Consider the following 18719-nt stretch of genomic DNA (forward strand, 5'->3'; position numbering starts at 1 on the left):
TTCAAAAAGCGGTTAATTGGTATTTCCCCAGAAGGATAGTTCCGTTACGTGCGCAAAATCTGCATTACCCCAGGTACTTTTTACAGCCAGCCTGATGTACCTGACCCTTGGCGCATCCAGTGAAATATTAAACTCGAACCCGGCTTTTACAGCGGCAAGATCAAGTGGAGTAGTTTGTCCGGGCACATTTCCTGATGGCGGCGGCGGACAGTCGAAGTTCCCGAGGTTTACCCAGTCGCCAACAACGGCACCTGGAAGCGAAGTTACCGGGAGTTCAACATCCTGCGGGGCAGTTGCAGCGGATCCCCAAAGCGTCCATGCTTTTGGATTACCATGACCATAAGAGTAGTCATTACCGTAGGCTTCTCCGCGCTCCCAAATCTTATAGCGGCTTAGCTTTACCATTGTGCCCATGCTAAAAGTTGTGATCTGTAAGGGTTTCCCTTGTCCTGCTTCTGTATGCCAACCTGGATCTACAGTGATATTATCCCAGAGCCTGGTGGTGTTCCAACCCAATCCGGTAGCACCGAGCGGGGAGTCAGTTCCCAAACGGTATTCGGAGAACTTATCTTTTGGAACCAGGATTTCATAAATGGGACTAATCTTCTGGATTAACGTATCGGAGATATTGCCCCACCTGTCTGTGATATAAACTCCAAAATCACGGGAAAGGGTATCAAAACCACGGACGCTAAAATTGATGTCTTCGGCTTTTGTATAATACTGCTCTACCGGAAGCATTCTTCCGCTGGTTTTGTCGGTCGTAATTACAATGATCCCTATCGCTTGCTTATTCGGGTTTTTTGCGGTTAAATTTACGCCGCCAAAATCCCGCTGCATCAATATGGTAGGAAATGAAAGCAGGTATGCGGGAGTTTCCGGGTGTACTTTAACCAGTACGGCGTCAGATTTAACATCGGCACGGGAAACGGCATATAACGTAACCTCATACTCTGCACTCTTTTCAAATCCTTCTACACGAATGGTATCTGTATAGTAGGAAGATTTCGACTGTCTGACTACCAGGTCATTAATTCTGTATTCAGCAAGCACATACAACAAGTTTTCTGTTTTTGGCAGTGAATAGGTGATCACTGCGCCTCCCGAATAGTTCTCTACCTTAACCGAAGTTATCGCTGCGGGTTTTGATTTATCACTGGTAACCACATCATTGAATCCTTCAGTTTCTTTGCAGGAGAACAGGCAAAGTACCAGGGCAATGCTAAGCATGAACAGGATATGATCGGTCAGGCTATTTTTGGGATTATATATTTTCGATATCATGATTTAAATCTTTTAAGATTAATAATTTACCAATAAGGGTTTTGAACAAGATTTGGATTGATGATCAGGTCGTCATACTTGATCGGCCATAAATAATCTTTTAGTCCGAATACCGGAACAACCATGGTTCTTTGTCTATAATAACCTTCTGGTGAAGTTTCCTGGATACTCCAGCCTTGTAAAGGTGTGCTAAGTACCTGCTGCATGATTTTCCAGCGTCTTAAATCCCATCCAATACGGCCTTCAAAACAAAGTTCGATTCTTCTTTCCTGCTGGATGATCTGTCTAAGGCCTTCTTTCGAATTCACCTTACCCGGATTGGAAGAAGATGCAGTCCATGATTCCTGTACACCTTTAAGTCCGGCTCTTGCACGCACCAGGTCAATATACCGATAAGCGTCTGCTGTAGGTCCGTTCACTTCATTTAAGGTTTCTGCATACATCAGGTAAAGTCCTGACAGGCGGATCAGCGGCATACGAAAAGCGGCCTGGGTTACTTCAACACCAAAAACAGACTGGTATTTAACCAGCTTTTGAGGCCAGTAACCAGAAACGTTTACCCTGATGTTATCCTTTGGACCTGCAATTGAGGTTCCTCCCCTGGCCTGAACGAAGAGCATATTTTCAGGAGTGGTTTGTCCATTTCCGAAATAGTTACTGCCATCAAATGCAAGGTCGGCATAAAAACGCGGCTCCCGCCCCATGTGCATCTTAATGGTCTGGTACCCTTGTTTCAAATGATATTTCTCTTCAGCAGGTACCGTTTCAACGCCATAACGGCCTCTGTAATCATAGGTACGGTCTTCATTGATCGGCACCCCATTTTTTGAATAGAACAATTCTGCCATCACGATGGGTACAGCAAAATTTCCAGGGGCTCCGCCCATGTTTTGAACCATGGCACTGGTTAACCTTGGCATAGACATGCTTTGGTAATCAAATGTAGAGTTGAGTGCCCAGATCACTTCCGGGTTTACTTCCCAGTTCTCGGTGATGCTCTGCCTGATGTCCATTACTGTTTTTAACTCCGCAGGAAGGGTTGGCAAATTACCCGGAGCAATAAATTTATAAAGGGTGTGGTTATTGGTTTCGCATGCTTTTACGGCTATTTCGCAGGCCTGCATTGCTTTTAACCATTTTTCACTGCTGTATGCTGTTGGAAAAAGATTTACTCCATCTTTATCTTTAAAGCCGGCATAGTCTGTGTTTCCATTAAAGAAAGGGCTGGCTTGTGTAGTGAGTACCTCTGCTTTTACCGAAAGGGCAATCAGCTGGGTAATGCGGCCGAGGCTCTGTGCAGGATCCTGGATGATTGTCGGCAAGTTGGGTGTAGCTTCATCGAGAAGGCTTACGATGTAATCAAATGCGGCATCTACGGGTTCGCGCTTTACCCGAACCTGCTCTGTACCGGCATCAATGGATAAGTTATCTTTGATCAATGGAATTGGCCCGTACATTCTAAGCAGGTAATAATGATAGTAGGCTTTTAAGAATTTTACTTCTGCTATCCACCTGTTCTTTTCAAACTGCGGCAGGTCTTTGGGTTTATCAATATTCTCCAGGAATATATTACACCTTCTGATGGCCAGGAACAAGGGTTGGCCCATTTGCTCCCCATCCCAGTAGTTTAATGCCGGGCGGTCGGTTGTTTGTGTACCCCTGATCAGGTGAAAGCCTTGTTCAGCTTCACGGCTGCCCAGTGTAGGTTCTGTCAGTGTGTTTGGAAAAAAAACTTCTCCGGAGGCCGTAAATGCAGGGTCACTGATTGCCGAGTTCATCCGCTGAAGTGTGGAGTAGCAGGTAAAGAGGTAATTTTCCGCTTCATTGCGGTTTCTAAATGCGTAATCAATGGTGGCTACGTTATCCGGGGTTACATCCAGGTATTTTTTACAGGATGTAAAAAGCCCCATCAATCCCACGATGCCTATAAATATTTTGATTGAGAATTTCATGTTTAAGATTGGTTAAAGGTTAACATTGATACCGATGTTATAAACTTTCTGCAGCGGGTAACTGAATCCATTAGATGATAATTCAGGATCCCAGTCTTTAAAACGGCTCCAGGTTAACGGGTTTAGTCCGCTCACATAGATCCTGCAGTTGGCCAGAAACATTTTCTTCGCCGCGTTCTTAGGTATCGTATACCCCAATTCAATTGATTTAAGGCGGATAAACGCACCGTCCCTCATCCACCATGAACTGGTTTGCAGGTTATTGTTCAAGTCTGTTGTAGAAATACCCAACCTTGGATATTTGGCATACAGATCCTGGTTCTCTTCTGTCCAGTGGCTGTTTGCAAAAGCCTGCAATACCTGTCTGTTGTTTAAGAAAGGACTAACCTGGGATGGATCAATAAAGAATGAGGTACGGCCTACACCCTGGAAGAATAATGAAAGGTCAAAGTTTTTATGGCCCATTGATAAGCCCATACCGTAGACAATTTCCGGTGTTGATGGCAAGCCAAGAAATACCTGATCTGCTTCACTGATCTTACCGTCGTTGTTCATATCGCGGTATTTGATGTCGCCGCCTTTAGGTGCAATTGCGCCCGATCCAAATAACTGGCTCGGAGAGGAAGCTGCCTCAGCATCATCCACAAAAAGGCGCTCTGCAATGTATCCCCATCTAACCCCTATTTTCTGTCCGGACAAGATGCGCCATGGTTCTTTATAAGCAGGCTGCTCATAGTCGCCATATTTATTTTGGGAGAACGTAAAGTTACCCCTTCCGGACATCCAGAATCCACCTGAAAAAGTTTTGCTGTAATCTGCAGAAAGGTCTAATCCTCTTGAATCTGCTGAGCCTAAATTGGCACTAATACCAGACTCCAGACCCATTGTTGTAGGTACAGAGGCCCTGGCCATCAATATATCATACCGGTGCTGCTTGTAAGCCTCGGCAATAATGTTTACGCTGTTTAAAATGGTCAGCTCAACGGCAAGATTGGTCTGCCTGGAAGTTTCCCAGGTTACCGCATCGTTTGCATAATTTGAAATGCTGACCCCTGGTCTTGTGATGCTGTTATTCTGACCAAAATAGGCAGGGCTGCCACCGGCCAGGTTTACTTCGGAAAGATAAAAGAAACGCTGTGCACCAATGGCATCATTACCCACCAGACCATGACTGGCCCTAAATTTCAGTTTATTAATTACTTTACTCAATCCACCGTCCCAGAATTTCTCCCTGGAAACGATCCAGGAGGCTCCTATTGTAGGGAAGAAACCGAATCGGTTCTTTTCTGCAAAACGTTCAGAGCCATTATATCCAAAGTTAAACTCCAGAAAATAACGCTGTCCATAAGAATAGGTGGTACGACCGGATACACCTAAGTTCCGGAAAGGAAGAGAGGACTGCAAATCTGTACCGTTTGCATAGAGCCTTTGCTGACGCGTACCGATCAGGGTTGCCGCAATGTTATGGTTGTCTCCAAGTTGCTTGCTGTAATCCAATACCCCCTGCAGGTAGAGAAAGGTATCGATGTCTTTAGCACCAGGTATAAAGTTCAGGTATTCATTGGCCTGTCCGGGCTGGTTATTGATCCAGTTTAAGGAATAGGTATTGGTTACACGGTCGTAACCAGAAACATTATAAAAGAACGGGTTATACTGACGCGACAGGTCAAAATAAGAATAGCGGTTGGTATTGAAGATCCCTTTAAAGTTTAACCCTTTGGTTACGAAATCCAGTTGCTGGTTCAATTCCAGCTGGGCTGACATCCTTGATCTTGAAAAGGTTTTATAACCTTTCATCAAATCCGCATATGGATTGGAATAGCCGGGTGTATTTCCTGATCCCCCAAGCGGGGCATTCCCGAAAAGGATGTGTGTATCTATACCAAGATCAGCATTGTACGGGTATGAAGCCGGGAAAAGAACAGGACTGGTGTGCAGTGCCTTACTGTATAAGTCGGACGCAAATGAGCCATCTGCTGTGATTGGGCCATTGTATTCATCAAAGTTACCCGACAACCTTAACACGACCTCTGTTGTTGGGGTTACGTTAATGTTCACATTCGAACGCAGCTGGTAATTCTCCATCTTTACGTTATTGTTAAAGTTGTTGATCGGACTTACCTTTAAAATCCCATTATCCAGGTTATAGGAAGTAGCAATGTAATAACGGGCAATTTTACCGCCACCACTCACACTTCCGTTTAATCTTTGGTTGCTGGTCCGGTTTTTAAACAGCTCGTCCATCCAGTCTACTGCCGGATAAACATATTTGTTGCTTCCCGGTGCATTGGCGATGGTCTGCTCGCGGTTATAAATATCATTCTGTGTAAAGGCGGGAATGCCAAGCGGGTTACGCGTAGTAATCGCTTCATTGTACATCTTCATGAACGTAATGGGATCAGCAATTTCCAGATTTTGTGTGGCTTGTGAAATGGAGTTTTCAAAACGCACATTGATCTTCGCATTTCCTTCCACCCCTTCTTTGGTAGTAACCAGGATTACCCCGTTTGCTCCCCTTGCCCCGTACAATGCGGTTGCGCTTGCATCCTTTAATATAGAGAAGCTTGCAATATCATCTACCTGAAGCCTGGCCAGGTCGTTTGCGGAAAGCTCAATGTTATCCACAAGGATCAGCGGATCCTGTTTATATCCGAAAGTAGTTACGCCACGAATAAAGAATGCAGAATTGTCCAGCCCGGGTTGCCCGCTGCGCTGATAAGCGACAACTCCGGCAATCTGACCCGCAAGTGCATTTGTTAGATTACTGGATGGAATTTTCAGCTTTTGCGGGTTGATACTGGTAACAGAGCCTACAATGGCTTCCTTCCGTTCCTTTTTACCAAATGCGGTAACCACAACCTCGGTTAAACTGGAATCGTCTGATTTCATGACGACCGTAACCTGTAGTTTAAGCGGATCTGCAATGATGCTCTGGGTTACAAATCCAACGGAGGTGAATTCGATCCTTGATTTTGCAGGAACGTCGATGGAGAAGCGGCCTTCGCTATCGGTCACCGTTCCTACTTTCTTATTTTCTGAGAGGACAACACTTACGCCAGGAATACTAACGCCCGTTGTATCTTTTACAATTCCTGAGATCCTGATGCTGGCTTTTTCCTGTGCCGCCGCCGGTGCACTGTAAAAAAGTCCAAGCAGGATCAGTAAAAGAACTAAATGGTGGTTCAGGTAAGGCAGCCGCCTTACACCGTTCTTGTAAAGTTTTTTCATGAAGTTTGGTTTTGGTTTAGTTTAGTAATGAGTATGCTCCGGGTTAACCTACATCGATTTTCTGAATGCGAAAACCGGAAATCTCATTAATCAAATATATTCCGGCTGTTTTGTTCGATTTAACAAATCGTTTTAAAGATTAGCGATATTTAACAAAAAGAAAATGATTTAAAAAAATACAATAATTTGAATATCAGGTAATTATAATATTGGCATAACTCTTGATATTTGGTTTTATCGGCTAAGTCTGACCATCCGAAAGCCTTGCTCCTGCTTTTTGTAAGCAAATTTTTGATAATTTTAGCACACCGGCAGCAAATACTGCCTTACGGATAATTGTCAAACATGAAGTTTCTTAAAATCATAGTCTTAGCGGCCAGCTTTATGCTGCTGATCTTATCTTCCTGTAATCACGCTGCAGACAATAAATTTACCACACTGACAGATACGGTGAAGATCCAGAAACTGTTGGATTCAGGCAACGCTTTTCTTTGGAGAGAAGGTGATGAAAAACAGGATCTGGACAGCGCATACGCTTATTTCAGCAAGGCCGAAAAACTCAGTGATTCTCTGGGCGCGAGGGAATGGAAAAATAATATATATGCCACATTGGGGGATTATTATTACGAAAGCGGCAATGACAGCCTCGGTAAAGCGTACTTTATGAGGGTTATTCAAGATTACCAACGGTCAGGTGATCTGAAGCAGGAAGCACTCGCATGGCTGCGTTTCGGAAATACCAAAGGCTGGGACCAAAAGCAGACCAAACAAAACCTGGCCAGTTCGCAGATGGCATTTAACCTGTTTAAAAAGAACGGCAATACAGAGGATGCGGCATTGGCCCTGAAACAAATCGCAGATATACATTATCAATTGCGCAATATCCCCCTGGCTGAAATTGAATTACTCGAAGTACTGAAAATGTATCAGTCCATCAATTACAAGAACCTTCATTATACCTATGATCTTTTGTCTGGAATAGCCATTATTAACGGAAGGTATAACAAGGCGCTGTTTTATGCCCAGGAGATGATCAAGAGCATGCACTCTACCGGCGATTCTATATCTGCGGGATCTTTTTACCTCAGACTGGCGGACATTTATTTTAGACTTGGTAATTATACAGAGAGCATTAAATGGTGGCGCAAATCTTACGATCATTATTATATCGGGCACCAAACCGTGCGGTATGACTTAGCGAGATCAACTATTTTTGCGATGATCGGAGCCGGGCAATCTAAACAAGGCCTGGAATTTATTAAAAGCATCCTAAAGATCATGCCTCCGCGGACTTCCAATGATAAAAGAAATTCTTTTCTTGCCCTGGGCATGTGTTATGAAGCCTTAGGGAAGTATAAAAATGCGGAGGGATATTTTACAGATGCCATCAATGAAGACAAACTAACAGAGCCTGATGCCCTGTCCTCTACCATCAATTTTTACACCGGCAGGTTCTATGTAAATACCGGCAGATACAGCAATGCGGTTTATTTTCTGCAGCGGGTGATTGATCTGAGAAAACAATATCCGGGGATATCGCGGATCATGGATACAGAATACCTGTTGTTTAAAGTTGATTCTGCAGCAGCCAGACCCTACCTGGCCATCAAACACCTCCAGGTTCATAATATGCTGAAAGATTCCATATTTAATGAAACCAAAAGTAAACAGATTGAGGAGCTTCAGATCCAGTATGAAACCGATAAGAAAGAGCAGAACATACAGCTGTTGGAGAATCATGCAAAATTTCAGCAGATCAACCTGAACATTACGTATGGCGGAATCTTATTTTTACTCATCATTATTGGTGTACTGTATAACTTTTACAGGATCAAGAAAAAAAGCAATGACGATCTGCAGAGCAAACAAATTGTGATCAATCAAAAGAACAGTTCCCTTCTTCAGCTGGTCAATGAAAAAGAATGGCTGTTAAAAGAAATCCATCACCGGGTTAAAAACAACCTTCAGATTGTGCAGAGCCTGCTCAACAGCCAGGCCTCGTATCTGAAAGACAAGGAGGCATTGTCTGCGATCCAGAACAGCAAGAACAGGGTTCAGGCCATCTCATTAATTCATCAAAAGCTATATCAGTCAGACAATATGGCGATGATCAATATGAACATCTATATTCAGGAACTCTGCCTTCACCTCAGACATTCCTTTGAAACCAGCAACCGCATCCTGTTCGAACTTAACATTGATGCGGTTGAACTTGACGTATCACAGGCTGTGCCGGTGGGACTGATCATGAATGAGGCTATTACCAATTCGATCAAGTATGCGTTTCCTGACGACGCGAAGGGAGTGATCAGCATATCTTTGCAGCAGGTTGAAGGAAATACGATCGTGCTAACCGTTACCGATAACGGTATTGGCTTACCTGAAAACTTCAATGCACTTAAAAATGAGGCACTCGGCATTAAATTAATGAATGGTTTAAGCGAAGATCTGGATGGGAAGTTTTCCATCAGTCAGGATCAGGGCACTGTAATTAAACTCTCCTTTGTTATCAATAAAAGCCTGTTAAAGAAATTACCCTCCACCAATTCAGATTTTAACGTGACGGTACTATGAATGAGAAGATTTTAATTGTAGAAGATGAATTTATTGAGGCCCATGACCTTCAGCTTGTATTGGAAAAAGCAGGTTACCGAATCACCGGAATAGCCAGATCGGTAGACATCGCCTTGAAAATGATCCGGGAGGAAAAGCCTGATTTTGTCATGCTTGACATTTTCCTCAAGGGTGACCAAACCGGGATTGACCTGGCCAGATACTTATCAAAGGTAAATATCCCGTTTGTATATCTTTCTGCAAATTCAAGTGCCGATGTGTTGTCTGCAGCCAAAGCCACACATCCTTATGGTTTTTTGGTAAAGCCTTTTCGTGAAAAAGATGTGCTGGTTACTTTGGAAGTTGCCCGTTATCATCATGAGTACACTACAGAATCTGATCTGAGTAAAAGCATTCATTTCCAGAATCAGCTGGATACCATGCTTGAGGCCTGCAGTTCTTTTGATGAAAGGCTCATCCAAACCGGAAAAGCACTTCAAAACTATATCCCTTTTGAATATTTATCTGTTGGCGTATTGCAAGGCGAGAATTACCGGTTCGATGACCGGGGGATCTTACGCATCGGGTTTGATGAATACCAGTATATCGGACCTATGGAAATGCAGCACATTACGAAGAAAAATGTAGCACAGCTTTCTGCATTGTCGGCACAAACAGAATATAAAGATTCAACGGCTTATTTTCAGGAGCCTGCCTTTGTAAAATTGTGCCGGTTCCCTAATCTGCACAGTTTAATTGCAGAGCAGTTCCAGGTACATTCCTTACTTTATTTACCGCTGGCATTTGGCGATGGCAGCACATTCTATTTTAATTTTTACAGCAGTAAGGGAGACGGTTATGGCTCGCAGCATATCCGGATCAGCAACCAGATCAAAGCATCACTTACCATCGCGGTAGAAAGAATACTTTTGCTTGAATCTGCCAACAGCAGTAAAAACACACCAAATCAGTTGTCTCAGTTAGACACAGAAATCATTCAGCCTGCCCCTTTTGAGGGGATGGTGGGCAGCAGCCACCAGTTGCTTAAAGTATTTGACCAGATCAGCCAGGTGGCATCAACCAATACCTCGGTCCTGCTGATGGGCGAAAGCGGCACCGGCAAGGAGCGGGTAGCTTCCTGTATCCACTACCTGTCTGAACGAAGAAACAAACCTTTCATTAAGGTGAATTGCGCCCGGCTGCCTGGTGACCTGATGGAATCAGAACTGTTTGGCCATGAGAAAGGTGCCTTTACCGGTGCGGTTACCAAGAGAACAGGCAAGTTTGAGCTTGCCAATAATGGCACTATTTTGCTGGATGAAGTTGGAGAGATGAACATCGACATCCAGGTTAAGCTGCTGCGGGTTTTGCAGGAGCAGGAAATTGAACCCATAGGCGGAAGTGTTCCGGTAAAGATCGATGTCCGCATTATTGCAGCAACCAATAAGAGCCTGGAAAAGGAAATCAGTGAAGGAAAGTTCCGTCTGGATCTTTATTACCGCTTGTTTGTATTCCCAATTCATCTTCCGGCACTCCGTGACCGCAAGGAAGATATTCCAGCTTTGGTTGCCTATTTTACAGAGATATACAATAAAAAACTCGGCAAAAGTATCCGGCCGTTTTCGGATAAGATCTTACAAAAGCTAAAGCTGTATTCCTGGCCTGGAAATATCCGTGAACTGGAACACCTGATTGAAAGAACCTTCCTGATGACTAAAGGTGATGATGTGGAAGAAATTGCACTGCCATTGGCCACTGACGGCTATTCTGCGAAACAACAGCAAGACAAGATCAAAACCATCCTGGAAAACGAAAGAGATCATATCTTAACTGTACTCCGGAAGTGTAATGGAAAAGTTTGGGGTGAAGGCGGTGCTGCAGAGCTGTTAAATATTCCACCGTCTACGTTAAACTCTAAGATCAGAAAGCTTGGAATAAACAAATTTAATTTTTCCTGATCCAGACTTCCGTTTCTTATCTTTGCTTTGATATAGGGTCCTGAAAATGTAAAACCTGGTATAATTAGGTATGGGTTGAGTTTCTTCAATTCATCAAATTTGTCCCTGTTTTTGTCCCAACTTAAATAAGAAACACTTTAATACACGAAATAAGCATGTCAGACGAAAAGATTATTTTTTCAATGGCGGGTGTGAACAAGATTTACCCTCCACAAAAACAAGTTTTAAAAAACATATACCTTTCCTTCTTTTACGGCGCCAAGATTGGTGTGATCGGATTGAACGGATCTGGTAAATCATCTCTTTTAAAGATCATTGCCGGCCTTGATAAGTCCTATCAGGGAGAGGTTGTATTTTCTCCGGGATACAGTGTAGGATACCTTGCCCAGGAGCCCATACTGGATGAGAATAAAACCGTACGTGAGATTGTTGAAGAAGGAGTAGCGGAAGTAACTGCGATCCTAAAAGAATATGAATCTATTAACGAGCAGTTTGGCCTGCCTGAAGTTTATGAAGACGCTGATGCGATGGATAAGCTGATGACCAAACAAGGTGAACTGCAGGATAAGATAGATGCTTTAAATGCCTGGGAACTGGACAATAAGCTGGAGCGTGCCATGGATGCCTTGCGCTGCCCTGATCCGGATACCAAGATCGGTGTTTTATCGGGTGGTGAACGGAGACGTGTAGCCATGTGCCGCCTGTTATTGCAGGAACCTGATGTACTGTTGTTGGATGAGCCAACGAATCACCTGGATGCGGAAAGTATTGACTGGTTAGAACAATTTTTAAAGAATTATAAAGGTACTGTTATTGCGGTAACCCACGACAGGTACTTTCTGGACAATGTTGCCGGATGGATCCTGGAACTTGACCGTGGTGAAGGTATTCCATGGAAAGGAAATTACTCTTCCTGGTTAGATCAAAAGGCCAAACGCCTTGCACAGGAAGAAAAGACAGAAAGCAAACGTCAGAAAACACTGGAACGTGAGCTGGAATGGGTTCGGATGGCTCCTAAAGCCAGACATGCAAAGTCTAAAGCCCGTTTATCTAATTACGACAAACTGGCTTCTGAAGACAGCAGAGAACGCGAAGATAAGCTGGAGCTTTTCATCCCTGCAGGACCAAGATTGGGAAATGTAGTGATCGAAGCCAACAATGTAACCAAAGCTTATGGCGACAAATTACTATTTGAAAACTTAAGCTTCTCTTTACCTCCTGCCGGTATTGTGGGAATCATTGGTCCGAATGGGGCTGGTAAAACCACCTTATTCCGCTTAATTACGCAGCAGGAAAGCCCGGATACCGGTACCTTCCGCGTTGGGGAAACTGTTGAACTGGGTTATGTAGATCAGATGCACAATGACCTTGACCCTGACAAGACCGTTTATGAAAATATTACTGACGGACTGGATAACATTCAGCTTGGAAATAAAGCGGTAAGCGGAAGAGCCTATGTCTCTAAATTCAACTTTAATGGCGGCGACCAGCAAAAGAAAGTAGGCATCCTTTCTGGCGGAGAGCGCAACCGGGTACACCTTGCTATTACGTTGAAGAAAGGTGCAAACGTATTGCTGCTGGATGAGCCAACGAATGATATTGACGTAAACACCTTACGCGCCCTCGAAGAAGCTTTAGAAAACTTCGGCGGCTGCGCGGTTGTAATTAGTCACGATCGATGGTTTTTGGACAGGATCTGTACCCACATCCTTGCTTTTGAAGGAAATTCACAGGTTTACTTCTTTGAAGGTAATTACAGCGATTACGAAGAGAACCGTAAGAAGCGACTTGGAGACGTTACGCCTCACCGGATCAAGTATAAGAAACTGGTATAAACCATAAATAACAAAATAGCCCAATCATGATTGGGCTATTTTGTTATTTATACTGTTGCTGTATTTTTAACAGCAATTCTTTAGTTTTCCGGATGCCTTCATCTTCAGAGAACTTAGATCCTTCATATTCTATGCCGACTATACCTGACCATTTATCTTCTTTAATGATCTTAAACATCCGGTCATAGTCAATTGTCGTTTCATTTCCCTGATCGTTGAAATCATAAGATTTTGCACTGATCCCCTTTGCAAAGGGCAAAAGGTCTTTTACGCCCTGATATTTATCATATTCCCGCGTAGCACTTACTTTGAAGTTGCCGAAATCAGGCAGGGTACCACAATATGGGTTATTAACCTGTTTGATCACTGATGACAACCAATTTCCGTCAGATGAATAACCTCCGTGATTTTCTACAATAACATTGATCTTATTTTTTCTGCCATATTCAGAAAGCTTACCCAGTCCATCAACCGCAGCCGCTTTAACTTCTTCTTCTGTTCCTCTTCCTCCGGCATTTACACGGATGGTCTTACAGCCAAGGATTTTAGCTGCGTCAATCCATTTATAATGATTTTCTACCGCCTTTAACCTCGCAGTTTCATTCAAATCTCCTAGCTGACCCTCTCCATCAATCATAATGAGGTTATTTTTAACGCCCTCACTCTTTGTCCGGTCAAGTAGTTCTTTAAGATAGGCGGAATCTGTTTCCTTTTTTTGAAAGAAAGGGCTTACATATTCTACAATATCTATCCCAAAGTCTTTTTTCGCTTTCACTGGAAAATCCAGGTTGGTTAACTTTCCGGCCTGGAGGGTTTTGTGAAGAGACCATTGTGCCAGTGAGATGCTAAAGAATTCCTTCTTTGCCGATGCATAAAGATCAAATGGGACCAGGGAAGAAATACCTGCTGCTGCAGTCAGCATTCCTAAATCCTTAATAAAGGCCCTGCGGTTTTTAGCTTCCATAACGCTTATTTTTTAGTGAAAAAATTATTCATGAACATCAGTTGAAAACCAATTGCATTTTTCCAGTAATCCCAGTTGTGCGCTCCCGGACGGATCGTAAAATCATGGGGGATATTGCTGTACTGCAATTGTTCATGCAATTTAATATTTACATTGTAAAAAAAGTCATCTTTTCCACAATCAATGATCAATGCCAGTTTATTGGGAATCAATAAATGAGTTAGATCAACAACGGATGCGGCTTTCCACCTTTCGGGATACTTATCCAGCGGCCCCAGTCGTTTCGCGATGTCCCAGTTCAAAGGGAAAGGTTTGATATCTACGCCGCCGCTCATGCTACCCGCAGCACCAAAAACATCCTGATGCCTGAACGCAAGGTACAATGCACCGTGGCCGCCCATGCTCAAACCTGTTATTGCACGGCCTTTCCGATCTTTGATCGTTTTATACTTCTGATCTATAAAAGCAACCAGCTCTGTGGCCACGTAAGTTTCGTATTTCCATGCGGGATCTTCCGGACTGTCAAAATACCAGCTGGTTACATTACCATCCGGACAAACAATGATCATCTGGAAATCGTCTGCATATTTTTTTATTGCCGGAACCTTATTTACCCATCCAGAATAGATATCTCCGGCACCATGCAGCAAATAGACTGTTGGATATAGTTTATCTTCGCGATAACCGTCGGGCAGAATAACTACTGCCTTGATATTTTTCTTCATGGAAGCACTTGTGGTCAGTACCGTATCCACGCGTGCAGCCAAACCCTGCTGAATGCTCAGCAGCAGGAATACGCTTAAAACAAAAAGCAGTCTTTTCATACGGTATTAGATCCAGGAACAGGCAGCACCTACCAATGCGGCATCTTCCCACATTTCGGTTTGCCGGATCACGACTTTCTTATTTACGATCTTACTTTGAAGCGCTGGCATAAAATGATTCCATGTTTTAGCAATATTACCACCAACCACCAGAACTTCCGGATTTTCGTCAGCAATGAAATCATTTAAGAAGTTGGCCAGGTTTGTTGCAAATTCCTCAAACAACTGGTCTTTTATCCCCTGATCAGTAGTTGAGAGCAGGTCCTCTACATTCTTTACACTTTGACCTGTCAGTTCCTTATATCTTTTTAAGAACCATCGGGTAGAAATATATTCTTCGGCAATGCTGTCTAAAAAGGGAACAAATGCACGATTTACATCTACAGGTTCACCTTTACAGTTACTGGATGATCCAAGTCCGGTACCTAAGGTTACCCCAATTGCTTTTTCAAAATCTGAAGCCGCACCAGAGGCCAGTTCTCCGCGAAGAAAAGCTTCTGCATCATTAATAAAAACAATATGTTCGCCTGGAATGCCTAAACGATCTGATAAGATCTCCCGTACATTCATGCCATACAGGGAGTCGTATTTTTCCTGGCCTTTCATCAAAGAAATACCGTTTTCATAATCAAACGGTCCCGGCATTGCAATACCCAGCTTTATATCTCCCTCAGCAGACTCCACGATCATCGGCGACAAAGCCTCAACCCAGGAGTTAATGATTACTTCAGCAGTATCCATAGACGCTACACGGATCCGTGTCATGGTACTTTCTATAACTTTATATGATTTACAGTCTACGTGTGACGCAGTAATGTGAGAACCACCAATATCAACCCCAATAAAAGGGAGGTTAGCCGTTTTTGTATTCATTTCTCAGTTTAATTGTGGTTTAGTTTAAGAATCATCATCAATTCTAAGCCTAATTAAGGTTATTTAAACCGTTTTAGCAAAATTTTGACTAATAAATTTAGAACGTACTAATCTTATTACTTTCAAATGTCGTACATCTACTTTGCAGCATCCCTTGGGCCACGCTTATAAATTACCAGTCCATTTAAAAAATTACGAAGGATCTGATCTCCGCAGGGCTTAAAATTAGGATGATCATCACTTCGGAAAAAAGAACCCAGCTCACTTTTCGTAATTTTAAAATTTACCAGTTCCATGATCCTGATGATGTCGTCATTGGTCAGTTCAAGTGCTACACGCAGTTTTTTAAAAATATCGTTATTGCTCATACTAAAATGCTATTTCTATTTTTACCTTTTTATTTTTGATCTTTTCATTTGCCAGCGCACTGAGTACCCTGTTCACCATTTTACGCTTTATAGCTACATAAGATGCCTGATCCTTTACTTCGATCAATCCCACGTCTTCTTTCTGCAACCCGCCTTTTTTAAGTAAAAGCCCAACTATATCAATCTTATTCACTTTATCCTTCTTGCCGGCAGCGATGTACAGCGTTTGCCAGTCACTATCCTTTGGCAATGCAAAACTGCCTTTTAAGTTTTCTGTTTCAATATCGCTTTTTAGGAAAGGATATTTTTCATCGTCTGCAATGACCAGATAGGCGGTTCCCTTTGCATTCATCCTTGCGGTACGTCCGTTACGGTGTAAAAATGCATCTTCAGTATATGGCAACTGGTAATGGATGATGTATTCAACCTCGGGTATATCCAATCCCCTTGAGGCAAGATCTGTAGTAATCAGGATCTTGATGCTGCCGTTTCTGAATTTAAGCAAGGCACGTTCCCGCTCATCCTGTTCCATACCTCCATGAAAAATATCATGGGCAAGATCTTTATCAATCAGTAAATCGCTGATCCGGTCAACCGTTTCCCGGTGATTACAAAAGATCAATGTGGTCTTATTTCCAATTTTGCAGATCAGCTGGAACAACGTATCCAGCTTATCTTCTGCTGTGGTCAGTACTTTCTTAAGCTTAAGATCCGGTGCAACTTTAATATCCTTTAAAAAGTCTATTTCTACGGCCTTACTGACCCCTGTAAATTCAGGGATCTCGTCCATTGCTGTTGCAGATGTTAATATGCGTTGCTTTAAGGAAAGCAGTTTCCTGATGATGTAAGACATATCTTCCTGGAAACCAAATTCCAGTGCCTTATCAAACTCATCAAGCACGAGGGTTGAAATACCGGATTCATCAAAATTCTCATGGCGCAAATGGTAAGCTATTCTACCTGGAGTACCGATCAGAACCGCTGGTGGCTGCTCAAAATTATTGCGCTCTGTCTTTATGGGATGTCCCCCATAGCAACAGTTCACTTTGAAGCCTGTTCCCATCTGTTTAAAGACCTGTTCGATCTGTAAGGCTAGTTCTCTTGATGGAACAAGAACTAAAGCCTGTACGCCTTTTAAATCGGTTTTTAAATTATTTAAAACGGGCAATAAAAATCCAACTGTTTTACCGGAACCTGTTGGGGCCAGTAAAACCACGTCGCTGCCTTTACCTGTAGCGGCTACAGATGCAAGCTGCATTTCATTTAAAGCTGTGATTTTTAATTTCCCTAGTATCTTTTCTACCATCATGGCATCAAAGATAGGTATATATTAAAACTTCAGGTATTTCTTGCGTAAGTGTTTCATGGAAGTGTTTAGTTTTTCTTCTAAACGCATTAACATGACCCCTCTTTTAGAAATCCAGGAAGTCATTTTTTTATTTATTTTCTTGCTGGGCGTATAGATCCGTTCATTTAAAACCTCTTCGTACTTATTGGCCCTGCTTTGTTGTAATAAATAGAATTCATTGATCAGTTCACTTTCCATAATTTGTTTGATTTAGATGAAGTAAAATGCCATTAGACAAGTATAACGCCTGTTCTTAAGCATTAGTATAACAATTTATGGCTAACTTAGTTTATTAAAATTCTTAATCTGTTGACAACCAGATAAATGTTAGCAATTAAACAACATGAAATTAACTTCTTTCTAATTATATAAACTTATTTTTATAAAAACATGAACTGACAGTAACCCACCTAAAACCAACAACTTATGACCTGGAAGAAATTTAGCGGCGAAGTGATCTCCTCGCCCATCCTGGAAGAAATAGAACAAGCCATCATCAGGGAGACCGAGAAGGGCTACAAACTGAAGGTTTGTATCGGCACGGACTCACAGGTAAAAGGCGCTTTAACAGACTTTGCCACCGTAATTGTGTTGTTAAGGGCGCATCACGGAGGTTTTATGTACATCCATCAGGATAAGACCCCTCAAAAAATGAGCATTAAAGAGCGGATGCTGGTTGAAGTGCAGAAATCCATTGAAACGGCTTATTCGATTTGCGACCTTTTGGATCTTTATGATGTAGACCTTGAAGTACATGCTGACATCAATACCAATCCAATGTTTAAATCAAATAAAGCACTTAATGAAGCGATGGGCTATATCTTAAGCATGGGCTTTATTTTCAAAGCCAAACCGGAGGCTTTTGCAAGCTCTACGTGTGCGGACAAGATGGTACACTAATTACCACTTCTTTGTTGAAATGGCTTCCGCTTTTTTTACAGGTAACTGTACAGGAATTGTATTCGCCATTGTTTCCTTAAACTTAGCCGCTAAAATCCCGGTTTCTTTAGCTGTACTCTTTTGGTAAGACTGCCATTCTGATACATTCAGTTTACCCGGATCACTTTCAAGCGGTGTTCCAACAGTTGTTGAAGGCACAAAATTCCCATAGCGATCGCGCTGGTAAGGGATAAAGCTAAAATCTGTGAACCAGAATCTATATTTTTCCGGCTTTACTTCTACATAAAAATTATACCGGACTTCTCCCGAGGGCCTGCTCATTACAAGTGCTGTTTTTTGGATGATCAGTTTAGCGGATGATTCAAATAAACTATCGCCAACTACAGCCTCTGAACTAAAACGTTTACCTGCTTTTTTAAAATAAGCATCTGCTCTTGCAAATAAAGAATCTTTGGGCAATCCTTTACAATCAACCACTTCATAATAGATCAGCTTTCCACGTTCATCCACAGCTAAAGGCTTATCTTGTGCATTGCAAACGGAAGCGCCAATCAACAGCAAGCTGCATAGTATCCATATTTTCATAAGGCAATATAATTAAAAAAGCCACCGGATGTATATCCGATGGCTTG

Annotated in this window: 14 protein-coding genes; 4 read left to right on the forward strand and 10 right to left on the reverse strand. The window is 42.6% G+C overall.

The features are described 5' to 3' along the window. Nucleotides 1–12 precede the first annotated feature (12 nt). Genes ATK78_RS16860 through ATK78_RS16870 form a run of 3 tightly spaced genes read right to left on the reverse strand, consistent with a single transcriptional unit; the run spans nt 13 to nt 6464 of the window. A complete protein-coding gene (locus ATK78_RS16860; protein WP_133577318.1) occupies nt 13–1284 on the reverse strand; it encodes a DUF4959 domain-containing protein in 1272 nt (423 codons plus the stop codon). A 26-nt stretch (nt 1285–1310) separates the two neighbouring features. Beyond that, nucleotides 1311–3236 (reverse strand): RagB/SusD family nutrient uptake outer membrane protein, encoded by a 1926-nt coding sequence (locus tag ATK78_RS16865; protein WP_133577319.1) that lies wholly within the window; start codon nt 3234–3236, stop codon nt 1311–1313. Nucleotides 3237–3248: 12 nt separating this feature from the next. Continuing rightward, the gene (locus tag ATK78_RS16870) at nt 3249–6464 is read right to left on the reverse strand and encodes a SusC/RagA family TonB-linked outer membrane protein (protein ID WP_133577320.1); all 3216 of its coding nucleotides are present in this window, start codon (nt 6462–6464) and stop codon (nt 3249–3251) included. Between the two features lie 345 nt (nt 6465–6809). Here ATK78_RS16870 and ATK78_RS16875 point away from each other — a divergent pair, with 345 nt between their 5' ends. From ATK78_RS16875 to ettA, 3 genes are all read left to right on the forward strand, one after another. Continuing rightward, on the forward strand, nt 6810–9038 hold the full coding sequence (locus ATK78_RS16875; protein WP_133577321.1) for a tetratricopeptide repeat-containing sensor histidine kinase: 2229 nt from the start codon (nt 6810–6812) through the stop codon (nt 9036–9038). After that, nucleotides 9035–10975 (forward strand): sigma 54-interacting response regulator, encoded by a 1941-nt coding sequence (locus ATK78_RS16880; protein WP_133577322.1) that lies wholly within the window; start codon nt 9035–9037, stop codon nt 10973–10975. The genes ATK78_RS16875 and ATK78_RS16880 overlap by 4 nt, the downstream gene beginning before the upstream one ends. Before the next feature lie 155 nt (nt 10976–11130). Next, a complete protein-coding gene (ettA, locus tag ATK78_RS16885) occupies nt 11131–12810 on the forward strand; it encodes an energy-dependent translational throttle protein EttA (protein ID WP_133577323.1) in 1680 nt (559 codons plus the stop codon). 43 nt (nt 12811–12853) lie between these two features. Here the strand turns inward: ettA and ATK78_RS16890 are convergent, their stop codons facing one another. The 6 genes from ATK78_RS16890 to ATK78_RS16915 all read right to left on the reverse strand — a co-directional run bounded on the left by ATK78_RS16890 (nt 12854) and on the right by ATK78_RS16915 (nt 17385). Further along, nucleotides 12854–13774, reverse strand: a complete 921-nt coding sequence (locus tag ATK78_RS16890; RefSeq protein ID WP_133577324.1) for a sugar phosphate isomerase/epimerase family protein — start codon at nt 13772–13774, stop codon at nt 12854–12856. Nucleotides 13775–13779: 5 nt separating this feature from the next. Beyond that, entirely contained in the window at nt 13780–14598 is an 819-nt protein-coding gene (locus ATK78_RS16895; RefSeq protein ID WP_133577325.1) for an alpha/beta hydrolase, read from the reverse strand. A 6-nt stretch (nt 14599–14604) separates the two neighbouring features. Next, complete coding sequence (locus tag ATK78_RS16900) at nt 14605–15471, reverse strand: ROK family protein (protein WP_133577326.1); 867 nt, start codon at nt 15469–15471, stop codon at nt 14605–14607. A gap of 137 nt (nt 15472–15608) precedes the next feature. Further along, on the reverse strand, nt 15609–15839 hold the full coding sequence (locus ATK78_RS16905) for a DUF1456 family protein (protein ID WP_133577327.1): 231 nt from the start codon (nt 15837–15839) through the stop codon (nt 15609–15611). A 1-nt stretch (nt 15840) separates the two neighbouring features. Next, nucleotides 15841–17148 (reverse strand): DEAD/DEAH box helicase, encoded by a 1308-nt coding sequence (locus ATK78_RS16910; RefSeq protein ID WP_133577328.1) that lies wholly within the window; start codon nt 17146–17148, stop codon nt 15841–15843. A 21-nt stretch (nt 17149–17169) separates the two neighbouring features. Then, nucleotides 17170–17385 (reverse strand): hypothetical protein, encoded by a 216-nt coding sequence (locus ATK78_RS16915; protein WP_133577329.1) that lies wholly within the window; start codon nt 17383–17385, stop codon nt 17170–17172. A gap of 228 nt (nt 17386–17613) precedes the next feature. Between ATK78_RS16915 and ATK78_RS16920 the strand changes: the two genes are divergently transcribed. Then, a complete protein-coding gene (locus tag ATK78_RS16920; RefSeq protein ID WP_133577330.1) occupies nt 17614–18087 on the forward strand; it encodes a ribonuclease H-like YkuK family protein in 474 nt (157 codons plus the stop codon). Here the strand turns inward: ATK78_RS16920 and ATK78_RS16925 are convergent, their stop codons facing one another. After that, complete coding sequence (locus tag ATK78_RS16925) at nt 18088–18672, reverse strand: DUF4468 domain-containing protein (protein ID WP_133577331.1); 585 nt, start codon at nt 18670–18672, stop codon at nt 18088–18090. Nucleotides 18673–18719 lie beyond the last annotated feature (47 nt).

The organism is Pedobacter metabolipauper (genome assembly GCF_004362715.1).
In the GTDB taxonomy this organism is placed as follows: Bacteria; Bacteroidota; Bacteroidia; order Sphingobacteriales; family Sphingobacteriaceae; genus Pedobacter; species Pedobacter metabolipauper.

Excerpts from the sequence above, each read along its gene's own strand:
- ATK78_RS16920 (WP_133577330.1), top strand. The coding sequence starts at position 17,614 with ATGACCTGGAAGAAATTTAGCGGCGAAGTGATCTCCTCGCCCATCCTG.
- ATK78_RS16860 (WP_133577318.1), bottom strand. The coding sequence starts at position 1,284 with ATGATATCGAAAATATATAATCCCAAAAATAGCCTGACCGATCATATC.
- ATK78_RS16870 (WP_133577320.1), bottom strand. The coding sequence starts at position 6,464 with ATGAAAAAACTTTACAAGAACGGTGTAAGGCGGCTGCCTTACCTGAAC.
- ATK78_RS16910 (WP_133577328.1), bottom strand. The coding sequence starts at position 17,148 with ATGATGGTAGAAAAGATACTAGGGAAATTAAAAATCACAGCTTTAAAT.
- ATK78_RS16890 (WP_133577324.1), bottom strand. The coding sequence starts at position 13,774 with ATGGAAGCTAAAAACCGCAGGGCCTTTATTAAGGATTTAGGAATGCTG.
- ATK78_RS16875 (WP_133577321.1), top strand. The coding sequence starts at position 6,810 with ATGAAGTTTCTTAAAATCATAGTCTTAGCGGCCAGCTTTATGCTGCTG.
- ettA (WP_133577323.1), top strand. The coding sequence starts at position 11,131 with ATGTCAGACGAAAAGATTATTTTTTCAATGGCGGGTGTGAACAAGATT.
- ATK78_RS16905 (WP_133577327.1), bottom strand. The coding sequence starts at position 15,839 with ATGAGCAATAACGATATTTTTAAAAAACTGCGTGTAGCACTTGAACTG.
- ATK78_RS16895 (WP_133577325.1), bottom strand. The coding sequence starts at position 14,598 with ATGAAAAGACTGCTTTTTGTTTTAAGCGTATTCCTGCTGCTGAGCATT.
- ATK78_RS16900 (WP_133577326.1), bottom strand. The coding sequence starts at position 15,471 with ATGAATACAAAAACGGCTAACCTCCCTTTTATTGGGGTTGATATTGGT.
- ATK78_RS16880 (WP_133577322.1), top strand. The coding sequence starts at position 9,035 with ATGAATGAGAAGATTTTAATTGTAGAAGATGAATTTATTGAGGCCCAT.
- ATK78_RS16915 (WP_133577329.1), bottom strand. The coding sequence starts at position 17,385 with ATGGAAAGTGAACTGATCAATGAATTCTATTTATTACAACAAAGCAGG.
- ATK78_RS16925 (WP_133577331.1), bottom strand. The coding sequence starts at position 18,672 with ATGAAAATATGGATACTATGCAGCTTGCTGTTGATTGGCGCTTCCGTT.
- ATK78_RS16865 (WP_133577319.1), bottom strand. The coding sequence starts at position 3,236 with ATGAAATTCTCAATCAAAATATTTATAGGCATCGTGGGATTGATGGGG.